At 71.4% G+C, this 13889-nt stretch carries 12 protein-coding genes; 11 read left to right on the top strand and 1 reads right to left on the bottom strand.

What is annotated here, in order from left to right:
• Positions 1-13: 13 nt before the first annotated feature.
• Complete coding sequence (locus NUT86_RS35525) at positions 14-934, bottom strand: LysR family transcriptional regulator (RefSeq protein WP_274739469.1); 921 nt, start codon at positions 932-934, stop codon at positions 14-16.
• Positions 935-1185: 251 nt separating this feature from the next.
• Between NUT86_RS35525 and NUT86_RS40515 the strand changes: the two genes are divergently transcribed.
• The 11 genes from NUT86_RS40515 to NUT86_RS35475 all read left to right on the top strand — a co-directional run bounded on the left by NUT86_RS40515 (position 1186) and on the right by NUT86_RS35475 (position 13883).
• A complete protein-coding gene (locus NUT86_RS40515) occupies positions 1186-1284 on the top strand; it encodes a putative leader peptide (RefSeq protein WP_316246551.1) in 99 nt (32 codons plus the stop codon).
• A gap of 194 nt (positions 1285-1478) precedes the next feature.
• A complete protein-coding gene (gene sfnG, locus NUT86_RS35520) occupies positions 1479-2642 on the top strand; it encodes a dimethylsulfone monooxygenase SfnG (RefSeq protein WP_274739467.1) in 1164 nt (387 codons plus the stop codon).
• A 46-nt stretch (positions 2643-2688) separates the two neighbouring features.
• On the top strand, positions 2689-3906 hold the full coding sequence (locus NUT86_RS35515) for an acyl-CoA dehydrogenase family protein (RefSeq protein ID WP_274739466.1): 1218 nt from the start codon (positions 2689-2691) through the stop codon (positions 3904-3906).
• Positions 3907-3969: 63 nt separating this feature from the next.
• Positions 3970-4524, top strand: coding sequence for an NADPH-dependent FMN reductase (gene ssuE, locus NUT86_RS35510; RefSeq protein WP_274739464.1), 555 nt, complete (start codon positions 3970-3972; stop codon positions 4522-4524).
• Between the two features lie 65 nt (positions 4525-4589).
• Positions 4590-5795: an SfnB family sulfur acquisition oxidoreductase gene (locus tag NUT86_RS35505; protein ID WP_274739462.1), complete on the top strand. Its 1206-nt coding sequence runs from the start codon at positions 4590-4592 to the stop codon at positions 5793-5795.
• A 49-nt stretch (positions 5796-5844) separates the two neighbouring features.
• A complete protein-coding gene (locus tag NUT86_RS35500) occupies positions 5845-7005 on the top strand; it encodes an LLM class flavin-dependent oxidoreductase (protein ID WP_274739460.1) in 1161 nt (386 codons plus the stop codon).
• A 164-nt stretch (positions 7006-7169) separates the two neighbouring features.
• Complete coding sequence (locus NUT86_RS35495; RefSeq protein ID WP_274739458.1) at positions 7170-10229, top strand: glycoside hydrolase family 2 TIM barrel-domain containing protein; 3060 nt, start codon at positions 7170-7172, stop codon at positions 10227-10229.
• A 149-nt stretch (positions 10230-10378) separates the two neighbouring features.
• Positions 10379-11299 carry a homocysteine S-methyltransferase gene (gene mmuM / locus NUT86_RS35490; protein ID WP_159484801.1) on the top strand — a complete coding sequence of 307 codons (921 nt, stop codon included), beginning with the start codon at positions 10379-10381 and terminating at the stop codon, positions 11297-11299.
• Between the two features lie 153 nt (positions 11300-11452).
• Positions 11453-12250, top strand: a complete 798-nt coding sequence (locus NUT86_RS35485; protein ID WP_274739456.1) for a basic amino acid ABC transporter substrate-binding protein — start codon at positions 11453-11455, stop codon at positions 12248-12250.
• A gap of 11 nt (positions 12251-12261) precedes the next feature.
• Complete coding sequence (locus NUT86_RS35480; RefSeq protein WP_026169437.1) at positions 12262-13047, top strand: amino acid ABC transporter permease; 786 nt, start codon at positions 12262-12264, stop codon at positions 13045-13047.
• Positions 13048-13052: 5 nt separating this feature from the next.
• Positions 13053-13883, top strand: coding sequence for an amino acid ABC transporter ATP-binding protein (locus NUT86_RS35475; RefSeq protein WP_446750805.1), 831 nt, complete (start codon positions 13053-13055; stop codon positions 13881-13883).
• Positions 13884-13889: the final 6 nt, after the last annotated feature.

Genomic DNA, 13889 nt, shown 5'->3' with positions numbered 1-13889 from the left:
GGCGGGGGCGGGGTCAGGTCCCGTCCTCGCCCGCGCCGCGGTGCGCGGCTGCGCGCCGTACGAAGAGCTCGTGCAGATCGCGGGCTGCCTTGGGGACCGAGCCGGAGCGGCGGCGCTGAATGACCATCAGGACGTCGGTGCGGTCGGCGGCCAGCGGGCGGTAGGTGATGGTGCCGCTGCGCTCCAGGGGGTCGCCGATGATGCTGAAGTCGGGCAGGACCGTGACGCCCAGGCCCTCGGCGACCATCAGTTTGCCCATTTCGGCGCCGTCGGTGGAGTACGAGAAGGAGGGTGTGCGGCCCCTGAGGAGCCGGTGGACGAAGCGGTGCATCACATAGCCGGACCGCATCACGATCAGCGGCTGGGTGAGGAGTTCGGTCACCGGGACCTTGCTCCTCGCGGCCAGTGGGCTGTCCGGGCGGAGGCACACCACGGGGCGGCCGCGCAGGAGTTCGGTGGTGTGGAAGTCCGGCGGCAGGTCGTCGCCGCGCAAATAGTTGACGAGCCCCAGGTCGAGACTGCCTTCCAGCAGCGCGCGGTGGATCTCGGCCTGTTGGGCACCGATCACCTCGACCTGGGTCAGCGGATGGCCGGCCCGGAACTCGCGGATGGCCGGTACCAGCAGCGGAACGGTGGCGGCGTTGACGGTGCCCAGTCGCACCATCCGGCTGATGTGGTGCTGGTCGCCCGCGGCCCGGCGCAGTTTGTCGACCGCGTCGAGCACACCGACGATATGCGGCAGCAGCTCCCGGCCGTCGTCGCTGATCTTCGCTCCGGAGCGCTTGCGGTCGAGGATGTCGACGCCGAGTTCGCGCTCCAGATTGCGGACGGTCTCGCTCAGTGCGGGCTGGGACAGATGGAGTTCCTCGGCGGCTCTGCGCAAGGAGCCGAGGCGGGTGACGGCCGCAATGTATTCGAGTTGCTCGATCCGCACGGAATGCACCTCCCCGGCGATCCGGTGCCGATGGTGAAGGTCAGTGGAGTCAGGTGCCGTTGAGGCTTCTCGTGGGTTTGTTTCCCTTGGTTCAAGGGGGACCCTATCACCACCTCGCGCATACCGTATCGACGCTGCGCAGCACGGTCGCTAAACTCGGCAGGGATGCGGCCGCATTGACCGGGAAAGGGCCGCAGGGGCCGTTGCCGAGAGGTCGGTGCGGCGAATTGTTGCGAGGAGGTGACGCATTCATGAACGAGCAACAGAAGCAGCTCACCCAGCGGCGTCACGTCGATCTCGCACGGCTCTCCAGCGCGCTCTGTCGCGGTGCCGTGGCCCGCGAACGCTGACGATCGGAGGCCGTCCGGCGCCGGCCGTTGATGGCCGTTGATGGCCTTGCCGGTCCGCCCGGAGATCCTTTTCTTCCGCATCTCGGCTGCTCGCACATTTCGTTCCGTAGATTCCTCGTGCTATTCGCGCGAACCGCGCGTGCTTCCTTTGTCGCGCCCTTTTGCAGTTGGCTTTCTTCCACCGGGAGTTCCTGATGTCCGACCTGCCCGCCCCGGGCCCCGCACGCTTTGCCTATTGGGTGCCCAATGTCAGTGGCGGCCTGGTGACCAGCACCATCGAGCAGCGCACCGATTGGGGCTATGACTACAACCGCAAGCTGGCGGTGCTGGCCGAGAACAACGGTTTCGATTATGCGCTGAGCCAGGTCCGCTATATGGCCAGCTACGGCGCGGAGTTCCAGCACGAGTCCACGAGTTTCAGCCTGGCGCTGCTGCTGGCCACCGAGCGGCTGAAGGTGATCGCCGCCGTGCATCCGGGGCTGTGGCACCCGGGTGTGCTGGCGAAGCTCGGCGCCACGGCCGATCACCTCTCCGGCGGGCGGTTCGCGGTGAACGTGGTCAGCGGGTGGTTCAAGGGCGAGTTCAGTGCGCTCGGGGAGCCATGGCTGGAGCATGACGAACGCTACCGGCGGGCGGAGGAGTTCATCCGGGCACTGCGCAGCATCTGGACCGAGGACCACGCCGAACTGGCCGGGGACTTCTACCGCATCCGGGACTTCTCGCTGAAGCCGAAGCCGCTCGGCACCGTCGGGCGTCCGCACCCGGAGATCTTCCAGGGCGGCAACTCCACCGCGGCGCGGGCGATGGCCGGCCGGGTGTCCGACTGGTACTTCAGCAACGGCAAGGACTTCGACGGCGTCACCGAGCAGCTCAGGGACGTCCGGGCCGCGGCGGCGTCCGCGGGCCGGACCGCGCCCCGCTTCGGGCTGAACGGTTTTCTGATCGCCCGGGACACCGAGGCCGAGGCCCGGGAGGTGCTGCGGGAGATCATCGCCAAGGCGGACACCGAGGCGGTGCACGGCTTCGGCGCGGCGGTCCGGCAGGCCGGGCAGTCCACGGCCGACGGCACCGGTATGTGGCAGGACTCGTCGTTCGAGGACCTGGTCCAGTACAACGACGGCTTCCGCACGGGCCTGATCGGCACACCGGAGCAGATCGCCGAGCGGATCGTCGCGTACAAGCGACTGGGCGTGGACCTCTTCCTGCTGGGTTTCCTCCATTACCTGGAGGACGTCGAGTACTTCGGCCGGCGGGTGCTGCCGCTGGTGCGTGAGCTGGAGGCGCAGGAGGACGGCCCGCGGGCCGCAGCGGACACGGCGCAGCCGACCGGTCCGGCGGTCTCCGGCGCCCGGCGCTGAGCCCCCGTCCCACCGATCATCACCCCACTTCCAAGGGAGACTTCAGATGAGCACCGTCGCTCCGTCCGACTGGACCACCCGTCCCGCCCCCGAGGGCCCGCAGGGCTGGATCGAGCGCGCCACCGAGGTGGCCGCGGTCCTCGCCACCGACGCGGCCGCCCGTGACCGCGCGGGCGCCACCCCGTACGACGAGGTGCGCCTGCTCAAGGACTCCGGCCTGGTCACCCTGCTCGGCCCGGTCGGGCACGGGGGCGGCGGGCAGGACTGGCCGACCGCGTACCGCGTGATCCGGGAGGTGTCCAAGGCCGACGGGTCCATCGGCCAGCTGCTCGGCTACCACTATCTGTGGAACTGGGCGGCGCGGCTGGTCGGCACCCGTGAGCAGTGGGAGGCGGTGGAGGCCGAGGCCGCCCGGCAGCGCTGGTTCTTCGGCGGTGCGGTCAATCCGCGCGACAAGGACGTGGTGGTGCGGGACGAGGGCGGGACGCTGGTCTTCTCCGGCCGGAAGTCGTTCTCCACCGGCAGCAAGGTCTCCGATGTCACCGTGCTGGAGGGGGTCCTGGAGAGCACCGACAGCCATGTCTTCGCCATCGTGCCGTCCGACAGCGACGGTCTGACGTTCCACGGCGACTGGGACAACATCGGGCAGCGGCTCACCGAGAGCGGCAGCGTCACCCTGGACGGGGTGCGGGTGCCGTGGTCGGCGGCCGCCGGGTACGTCGACAAGGAGTTCCGGCCCCGTGTCTACAACACCCTCAATGTCCCGACCATCCAGCTGGTCTTCGCCCACTTCTACCTCGGGATCGCCGCGGGCGCCCTGGAGACGGCCGCGGTCTACACCCGTACCAAGGCGCGTTCCTGGCTGCACGGCGGCCATGAGCGGGCGGCCGACGAGCCGTACGTCATCGACACCTATGGCGATCTGACGGCCAAGCTGTGGGCCGCCGAGGCGCTGGCCGACCGGGTGGCCGGGGAGGGGCAGCGGCTGCACGACGCTCCGGACGCGGTGACCGAGCAGGACCGCGGGGAGTTCGAGGTCCGGGTGGCGGCGGTCAAGGCCCGCGCCACGGAGGTGGCCCTGGAGGTCACGAACCGGATCTTCGAGGTGACCGGGGCCCGGTCCACCGCGTCCGCCGAGGGCCTGGACCGCTTCTGGCGCAATGTCCGTACCCACACCCTGCACGATCCGGTGGCCTACAAGCGCCGTGAGGTCGGCCGGTTCGTGCTCGACGGCGCACTGCCCGAGCCGACTTGGTACTCCTGACCGGCCCCGCTCCGCACACTCCGCGTTCCCACTCCCGCTCCGCACTTCGAGGTGATTCTCTTCATGGCCACCGTCCTGTCCGTCTCCGGCAGTCCCTCCGCGTCCTCGCGTACCGCCCGCCTGTTGCGTCAGCTGGACGCCGAGCTCACCGAACAGGGGCACCAGGTCGTTCCGCTGGATGTCCGCCGGCTGCCCGCCGAGGCGCTGCTGGGAGCCGATTTCGGCCACCCGGCGATCGTCGAGGCCACCGAGCTGTTCGCCCGGGCCGACGGCGTCGTCATCGGCACGCCCGTCTACAAGGCTGCCTACTCCGGTCTGCTCAAGTCGCTGCTGGATCTGCTGCCGCAGTACGCGCTGACGGGCAAGACGGTGCTGCCGCTGGCGACCGGCGGCAGCACCGCCCATGTCCTGGCCATCGACTACGCGCTGCGGCCGGTGCTGTCGTCGATGGGCGCCGCGCACATCGTCCAGGGCTGGTTCGTGCTCGACCGGCATCTGGCCATACGGGAGGACGGCTCGCTGGCCGTCGACCCCGGGGCACGGGAAGGGCTCGACCAGGTCCTGGACCAGTTCTCCGGCGCGCTCGGACGCAGCCCGCTGCTGTCCGTCGCGAGCTGACCGCCGCCCCGTTCCCCCGGGCTCCCGAGGCCCGCCCCCGTCGACACTCCTCTGGAGGCAGCACCGTGACCGCTCCCGCGCGGCCCGCCACCGCCCATGTGATCTCCGACGACGCCGAGGCCCTGGCGGTCGCGGCCCAACTGGCCGAGGCGTTCCGGGCCGGTGCCGCCGAGCGGGACGCCGCCCGCCGGCTGCCGCATGCCGAGCTGGCGCGGCTGTCGGCGAGCGGGCTGCTGGGCATCACCGTGCCGCGGTCCCATGGGGGCGCGCAGGTGCGGACCGAGACCCTCGCCGAGGTGGTGCGGCTGCTGGCGGCCGGGGACGCGAGTCTGTCGCAGATTCCGCAGAGCCACTTCGTGTACATCGAGGTGCTGCGCCGCCAGGGCACCGCGGAGCAGCAGGCGTTCTTCTTCGGTGAGGTGCTGGCGGGGCGGCGGCTGGGCAATGCGCAGTCGGAGGCGGGCACCCGGCATGTGCAGGACATCCGTACCCGGCTGGTGCCCGCCGCCGACGGCTCGTATGTGCTGAGCGGGGTGAAGCACTATGCGACCGGTGCGCTGTTCGCCGACTGGGTCCCGGTGCTGGCGCGCGGCCGGGACGAGGAACTCCATGTGGCGTATGTGCCGCGGGAGGCGCCGGGGGTGCGGATCGTCGACGACTGGGACGGGATGGGGCAGCGGACCACGGCCAGTGGCACGGTGCACCTGGCGGAGGTACCGGTGCCGGCCGACCGGGTCGTACCGCATCACCTCACCTTTCAGGGGCCGCAACTGCACGGTGCGGTAGCCCAGTTGCTGCATGCCGCGATCGATACCGGGATCGCGTCGGGCGCGCTGGCGGAGGCCGCCGGGTTCGTCCGCACCAAGAGCCGGCCGTGGTGCGAGAGCGGCCTCGACAGCGCCGCCGAGGACCCCCTGCTGATCCAGCGGTTCGGGGAACTGGCGGTACGGGTGCGGGCCGCCGAGGCCCTGGTGGCGACGGCGGCGCGGACGGTGGACACCGCGGCGCGGGCTCTCACCGACGACTCCGCGGCCGGGGCGTCGATCGCCGTGGCCGCGGCGAAGGTGGTGGCCGCCGAGGCGGCGGTGGAGACCGGCAGCGCGCTGTTCGAGGTGGCCGGGACCCGGGCCGCGCTGGACGGACTGAACCTGCACCGGCACTGGCGGGACGCACGCACCCACACCCTGCACGACCCGGTCCGCTGGAAGGTGCAGCACATCGGCCGCTATGTCCTCAACGGCACCCGGCCGCCCCGGCACGGTCTGCTCTGACGGCCGCCCCACCCCGCCCGCACCCCCGTTTCCCCCTCTCGGAGCTGCCATGTCTTCCCTCACCTTCCACTGGTTCCTGCCCACCTACGGCGACAGCCGTCATGTCGTCGGGGGAGGTCATGGCCTGCCCGCCGGTGCGGCCGGCGGGGAACGGCCCGCCACGCTCGGCTATCTGACGCAGATCGCCCGCGCCGCCGAGGACCTGGGCTTCGAGGGGGCGCTCACCCCCACCGGGGCGTGGTGCGAGGACGCCTGGCTCACCACGGCGATGCTGGCCCGTGAGACCGAGCGGCTGAAGTTCCTGGTGGCCTTCCGGCCGGGGATCATCGCGCCGACCCTGGCCGCCCAGATGGCCGCCACCTTCCAGCGGCACTCCGGTGGGCGGCTGCTGCTGAATGTCGTCACCGGTGGCGAGAGCCATGAGCAGCGCGCGTACGGGGACTTCCTGGGCAAGGACGACCGTTATGCACGCACCGGTGAATTCCTCGGCATCGTACGGGAGTTGTGGGAGGGGAAGACGGTCGATTTCAGCGGGGAGCAGCTGCGGGTGGCGGGCGCCCGGCTGGCGCGGGTGCCCGATCCGGTGCCGCCGGTGTACTTCGGCGGATCGTCCCCGGCCGCCGGGGAGGTCGCCGCGCGTGCCGCCGATGTCTATCTGACCTGGGGCGAGCCGCCGGCCGAGGTCGAGCGGAAGATCGCCTGGATCCGGGGGCTGGCGGACCGCGCCGGGCGCCGGGTGCGGTTCGGAATCCGGCTGCATGTGATCACCCGGGACACCGCGGAGGCGGCGTGGGCGGAGGCGCAGCGGCTGCTGGACGGTTTCACACCGGAGGCGATACGGGCCGTGCAGGCGGGGCTGGCCCGCAGTGAGTCGGAGGGGCAGCGCCGGATGCTGGCGCTGCACGGCGGCCGCACCGACGGACTGGAGATCGCGCCGAATCTGTGGGCCGGTATCGGGCTGGTGCGGGGCGGGGCGGGCACCGCGCTGGTGGGCAGCCATACGGAGGTGGCGGAGCGGATCGTGGAGTATCAGCGGCTGGGCATCGAGGAGTTCATCCTCTCCGGGCACCCCCATGTCGAGGAGGCGTACTGGTTCGGGGAAGGGGTGCTGCCGGTGCTGCGGGAGGCCGGGCTGTGGCGGCATCCGGCCGCGCGGCCCGAGGACGCCACTGCCGCCGGGATCCCGTTCGCCGCCGGGGTGGGCCGCTGATCCGGAGCCGGACGGGCAGCTCCCCGGCCGCTGATCCGGGACCGGCCGGGCGGCTCCCCGGCCGCTGTGGCCCGATCCTCCCCATCCGGCTGCGCCGTGCCGCCGCGCATGGTTCGCTGAACTGATCCCCCACGCCAGGCACGCCGCCCGCAGCAGGAGGACCAGTGACCGGCACCCCGCCGCACACGCCGCACCCCATGCCGTCCGCACCGCCCGCACGGACCCCCGACGGGACGGACCACGCACCGCACCACCCCGGCCGGCCCCGGCAGCTCCCGTACCACGAGGACCCCTCGCCGGGAAGCGGGGCCCTGCCGCCCCGTGCCTGGTACGCGCGCTCGGACGCCGCCCGCATCTCGCTGCACGGCACCTGGCGTTTCCGGCTCTCGGCATGCGCCACCGCCGAGGACGACGCGTTCGCCCGGCCCGACTTCGACGACTCACAGTGGCAGGAGCTGCGGGTGCCCGGCCACTGGCCGCTCATGGGACGCTTCGCCGCCGAGGGCTCCTACGGGGGCGGTGACCGGCCGCAGTCCGGCGGGGCGCCCGCCTACACCAACACCGCCTACCCCTTCCCGGTCGATCCGCCGCGGGTGCCGGACGAGAACCCGACGGGCGATCACCGGCGGCTCTTCGATCTGCCGGAGGGCTGGGGGGAGGGGCCCGCGGTGCTGCACTTCGGCGGGGTGGAGTCCTGTGCCCGGGTCTGGCTCAACGGGGTGGAGCTGGGCCACTTCAAGGGCAGCCGGCTGCCGCACGAGTTCGAGGCCGGGCATCTGCTGCGGCCGCACCGCAATGTGCTGGCGGTGCGGGTGCACCAGTGGTCGTCGGGCAGTTATCTGGAAGACCAGGACCAGTGGTGGCTGCCCGGCATCTTCCGGAACGTCTCGCTCCATCGCCGTCCCGAAGGCTCGGTCGCCGACCACTTCGTCCACGCCGGGTTCGATCACGTCACGGGCCACGGCACCCTGCGGGTGGAGTGCGCACCGGCCGGCCGGGTGACCGTCCCGGCGCTCGGCCTCGATCTGGCGACCGGGGAGAGCGCCACGGTGCCGGTCCGTCCCTGGACGGCCGAGGAACCGCACCTCTACGACGGGGAGCTGGTCACCCCCGGCGAGCGGATCCCGCTGCGGATCGGCTTCCGTACGGTTCGCGTCGAGGACGGGCTGCTGAAGGTCAACGGCCGGCGGATCCTGCTGCGCGGCGTCAACCGCCATGAGTTCCATCCGCGCACCGGACGGGCTCTCGGCCCCGAGACGATGCGCCGCGATCTGCTGCTGATGAAGCGGCACAACATCAACGCGGTGCGCACCAGCCACTATCCGCCGCACCCCGCCTTCCTCGACCTGTGCGACGAGCTGGGCCTGTGGGTGATCGACGAGTGCGATCTGGAGACGCACGGGTTCGCCCAGCAGGGCTGGCGGGACAATCCGGTCGATGACGCGCGCTGGGAGCCGGCGTTGCTCGACCGGGCCCGGCGGATGGTCGAGCGGGACAAGAACCACCCGAGCATCGTGCTGTGGTCGCTGGGCAACGAGTGCGGCACGGGACGCGGGCTGTCCGCGATGGCCGCCTGGATGCGCGAGCGCGACCCGTCCCGCCCGCTGCACTACGAGGGCGACCGCAGCTGCGCCGACACCGATGTCTACTCCCGGATGTACGCCGACCACGCCGAGGTGGAGCGCATCGGGCGGCGCGCGGAGGAGCCGCTGCCCGACCCGGAACTGGACGCGCGGCGGCGGGGGCTCCCGTTCCTGCTCTGCGAGTACGCGCATGCCATGGGCAACGGTCCCGGCGGACTGAGCGAGTACCAGCGGTTGTTCGAGCGTTACGAGCGCTGCCAGGGCGGTTTCGTCTGGGAGTGGATCGACCACGGGCTGCGGCAGCGGACCCCCACCGGTGAGGTGTTCCACGCCTACGGGGGCGACTTCGGTGAGGAGCTGCACGACGGGAATTTCGTCTGCGACGGGCTGGTCCTGCCCGACCGGGTGCCCTCCCCCGGCCTGCTGGAGTTCAAGAAGGTCATCGAACCGGTGCGGATCGAGGCCGGGGGCGCCGGCACCGGGGCGGCCCACGCGGTCCGGATCACCAATCTGTACGACTTCGCCGGCCTCGGCCACCTCGCATTCCGCTATGTCTACGAGGTGGACGGCATGCCCCACGGCCACGGCCGGCTGGAGGTGCCCCCGTTGGCGCCCGGCGCATCGGCCACAGTGGAGCTGCCGGCGCCACCGGAGGACGGGCCGGACGACGACGGGGAGCGGATCTGGACGGTCCAGGCCGTCCTGGCCGAGGACACCGCCTGGGCACCCGCCGGGCACGAGGTCGCCTGGGGCCAGCTGGCCGCGCCGCGCCCCGCCACCACTCCCCCGGCGGCCAACGCCACCCCGCGCCGCGGAGAGGGCAATGTGATCGTCCTCGGTCCGGGGACCTTCGACGCCACCACGGGAACGCTCGGCTATCTGGACGGCGTACGCCTCGACGGGCCCCGGCTGGATGTGTGGCGGGCGCCGACCGACAACGACGAGGCCGCGCCCTGGCAGCCGGAGCCACGGCCGGCCACCGAGTGGCGACGGCTCGGTCTGCACCGGATGCGGCACCGCGTCGACGCCGTCGAGACCGGCCCGCAGTCCTTGGTGGTACGCACCCGGGTCGCCCCCGCCGGGACGTCGTCGGCGCTGCGCACGGTCTACCGCTGGACGGCTCAACACGACCTGCTGCGGCTGGAGTTGAGCGTCGACCCGGAAGGCGACTGGCCGGTTCCGCTGCCGCGGCTGGGGGTGCGGATGCGGGTGTGCGGCAGCCTGGGTCTCGCCGGCTGGTTCGGCGGCGGGCCCGGTGAGGGCTATCCGGACACCCGGGCCGCCGCCCGGGTCGGCCGCTGGTCGATGCCGGTGGACGCGCTCCAGACGCCGTACGTCCGGCCGCAGGAGAACGGTGCGCGGCCGGGGGTGCGCTGGGCGGAGCTGACCCGTACGGACGGCTCGGGCCTGCGGATCGAGGGTGATCCGGACTTCTTCTTCGCCGCCCGCCGGTGGCCGGCCGAGGAGCTGACCGCGGCCCGCCACACCACGGATCTGCGGCCCGGCGAGGATCTGTGGGTCCATCTCGACCATGCACAGCACGGCATCGGCAGCCAGTCGTGCGGGCCGGGGGTGCTACCGCAGCACCGGCTGGAGGTGGCGCCGGCACGCTTCTCGTTCGTGTTCTCGTCGCTGGGCTGAACCCTGCGCGGCCCGTGCGCCGGCCGCGCTGTCCCGGCCGGCACACGGTGCGCGCGATGCCGTCCAGGAGCGTGCGCACCGGCCGGGGATACGATCTTGGGTGAGGCGTGGGTACCCGCGCGTCCCGCAGCACCGAGAGGCTTTGCACCATGGTCAGCACCTCCCCGCCGCTCGCCGACGCCCTCGCCGCGGGACCGGTCGTCCTCGACGGCGGGCTGTCGAACCAGCTGGAGGCCGCCGGGCACGACCTCAGCGACGCCCTGTGGTCGGCGCGGCTGCTGGCCGAGGAGCCGGCGGCCGTCGTGCAGGCGCATCAGGCGTACTACGAGGCCGGGGCGCAGGTCGCGATCACCTCCAGCTATCAGGCGACGTTCGAGGGGTTCGCGCGGCGCGGCATCGGTGCCGGGCAGGCCGCGGAGTTGATCACCCGGAGTGTGGAGCTGGCCCGTGAGGCGGCCGGGCGGGCGTCGGCCGGCGGAGTCACCGGGCCGCTGTATGTGGCCGCCTCGGCGGGCCCGTACGGCGCGATGCTGGCCGACGGCTCCGAGTACCGCGGCCGCTACGGGCTGTCGGTGGACGAGCTGGAGCGGTTCCACCGGCCGCGTCTGGAGGTGCTGGCCGCGGCGCGGCCCGATGTGCTGGCGCTGGAGACGGTGCCGGACGCGGAGGAGGCCCGTGCGCTGCTGCGGGCGGTGCGCGGGCTGGGTGTCCCGGCCTATCTGTCGTACAGCGTCGCGGGGGACCGTACCCGGGCCGGGCAGCCGCTGGCGGAGGCGTTCGCGGTGGCGGCGGAGGCCGACGAGGTGATCGCGGTGGGGGTGAACTGCTGCGCACCGGACGATGCGGACCGGGCGGTGCGGCTGGCGGCGCAGGTCACCGGCAAGCCGGTGGTGGTCTATCCGAACAGCGGGGAGAGCTGGGACGCCGCGGCGCGGGCCTGGTGCGGCAGCCCGGCGTTCAGCGCGGACCGGGTCGCCGCCTGGGCCGCGGACGGTGCCCGGCTCATCGGGGGCTGCTGCCGGGTGGGCCCGGACGCCATCGCCGAGCTGGCGGCCGGGCTCGGCCGCTGACGGGCCCCGGGACCGGCGTCCCCGGACGCGGGCCGAAGGCGTTACACAGACGCAACCGACGCAGCGGCGACAGAGCCCCGGGCCGATGGCAGGATGCAGCCACATCGCAGCACGCATGGCTTGGTCGATGTTCATCCTGCCCCTGGAGGGCCTGTGTCCGCTCGCTCCGCGTTGCCTGTCATAGCCGTTGCCACGGCCGTCGTCGTCCTGGCGGGGTGCAGCAGCACCAAGTCCGACGGGAAGAAGGGTTCCGGTGGTCTGGAACTGGTCTCTTCCGGGACCCTGAAGACCTGCACCCACCTTCCGTACGCACCGTTCCAGGTGAAGAAGGACGGCAAGGTCGTCGGGTTCGATGTGGATCTGGTGGACCTGGTCGCCAAGGATCTCGGCGTCAAGCAGGAGATCGTCAACACCCCCTTCGAAGGCATCGAGACCGGCCAGGACTTCACCATCCGCAAATGCGACCTGGCGGCCGCCGGCATGACGATCACGTCGGCGCGGGACAAGGTCATGGATTTCTCCGACCCCTATTTCAATGCCACCCAGGCGCTGCTGACGAAGCAGGGCAAGCCGGTCAAGAAGATCGAGGACCTCAAGGGCAAGAAGCTCGGCTACCAGAAGGCCACCACCGGCGGGATCTACGCCAAGAAGCACGGCAAGGGCGTCGAGCTGGTGGAGTTCGAGGATCTGGGGCTGCTGCTGACCGCGGTGAAGTCCGGCCAGGTCGCCGCCGGCATCAATGACAACGGGGTGCTCTTCGACTATGTGAAGCAGAACCCGGACACCAAGGTCACCGCGGAATTCAACACCGGTGAGCACTACGGCATCGGCGTACGCACCGGCAATGACGCGCTGCGCAAGAAGATCAACGCGGCGATCAAGAAGGCGAAATCCGACGGGAGCTACGACCGGATCTACAAGAAGTGGTTCGGCACCACCCCGCAGAGCTGAGGCCGGCCATCATGCCTGTGTCCAAAAGACAGCGCGCGCGGATCACCCGCGGCGTGCAGTACGGCGTCCTGGTCGCCGCCGTGGTGGTCTTCGCGCTGATCGCCGACTGGCACCAGCTGCGGATGGCGTTCTTCGACGTCGAGGTCGCGAAGGCGCTCTTCCCCGAGATCATCACGACGGCGCTGGTGAACACCGTCCTCTACACCCTGCTCGGATTCGGTTTCGGTCTTGCGCTGGGGCTGGTGCTCGCGCTGATGCGGCTCTCGTCGGTGCCGCCCTACCGCTGGATCGCGGTCACCTATATCGAGTTCTTCCGCGGCATCCCCTGTCTGCTGGTGTTCATCGCCCTCGGCTTCGGTGTGCCGCTGGCCTTCGAGGTCGCGCTCGATATGAACATCACCGTGATGCTGTCGCTGGGGCTGGTGGGCGCGGCCTATATGGCGGAGACCATCCGGGCCGGTATCCAGGCCGTCCCCAAGGGGCAGACCGAGGCGGCGCGTTCACTGGGGATGTCGCAGGGGCGGGCGATGGCCTCGATCGTCATTCCGCAGGCGTTCCGTATCGTGCTGCCGCCGCTGACCAATGAACTGATTTTGCTGACCAAGGACTCCTCGCTGGTGTATCTGCTGGGGCTGTCCCTCACCCAGTTCGAGCTGGCCAACTTCGGCCGGGACGCGCTCAATGAGCACAAGAGCCTGACCCCGATCCTGATCGCCGGGCTGCTCTATCTCGTGATCACCCTCCCCCTCGGCCAGCTGGTCCGTCGGCTGGAGGCCCGTACGGCGAAGGCCAGGTGAGCGGCGTGACGACCGAGCAGGCGGCACCGGAGACGGCGGACGCGAAGGCCATCGATGTCCTGGGCCTGCGCAAGGCCTTCGGGGAGCTGGAGGTGCTGCGCGGTATCGACTTCTCGGTGGCGCGCGGTGAGGTGGTGTGTGTCATCGGCCCCTCGGGGTCCGGGAAGTCGACCCTGTTGCGCTGTGTGAATCTGCTGGAGGAGCCGAGCGCGGGCCGGGTCGTGGTGGCCGGCACCGAGGTCACCGACCCGGACGTGGACATCGACCGGGTCCGCCGGCGGATCGGGATGGTCTTCCAGTCCTTCAACCTCTTTCCGCATCTGACCGCACTGGAGAATCTCACGATCGCCCAGCGGCGGGTGCTGCGCCGCGACCGTACCGAGGCGGAGCGGATCGCCCGTGCCAACCTCGAACGGGTCGGGCTGAGCGACAAGGCGGCCGCCTATCCGGCGCAGTTGTCGGGCGGACAGCAGCAGCGGGTAGCCATCGCCCGTGCGCTGTCGATGGAGCCGCAGCTGATGCTCTTCGACGAGCCGACCTCGGCACTGGACCCGGAGCTGGTCGGTGATGTGCTGGCGGTGATGCGGTCGCTGGCGCAGGAAGGGATGACGATGCTCGTCGTCACCCATGAGATGAGCTTCGCGCGGGAGGTCGCCGACCGGGTGGTGTTCATGGACGGCGGGGTGATCGTCGAGCAGGGAACCCCGGAGCAGGTGGTGGGTGCCCCGCAGCACGAGCGGACCAGGACGTTTCTGGCGCGGGTGCTGGATCCGGCGGCCGCCGAGGTCGGCGAGGTCGCGGACAGCGGTGCGGCGGGCAAGCGGGTGGACCGCTGAGCGGCG

The organism is Streptomyces sp. G7(2002), from assembly GCF_028870195.1.
Classification (GTDB): Bacteria; Actinomycetota; Actinomycetes; order Streptomycetales; family Streptomycetaceae; genus Streptomyces; species Streptomyces nigrescens.
Note: the sequence above shows the minus strand (reverse complement) of the source record. Positions and strands in the feature narration are given on the sequence as shown.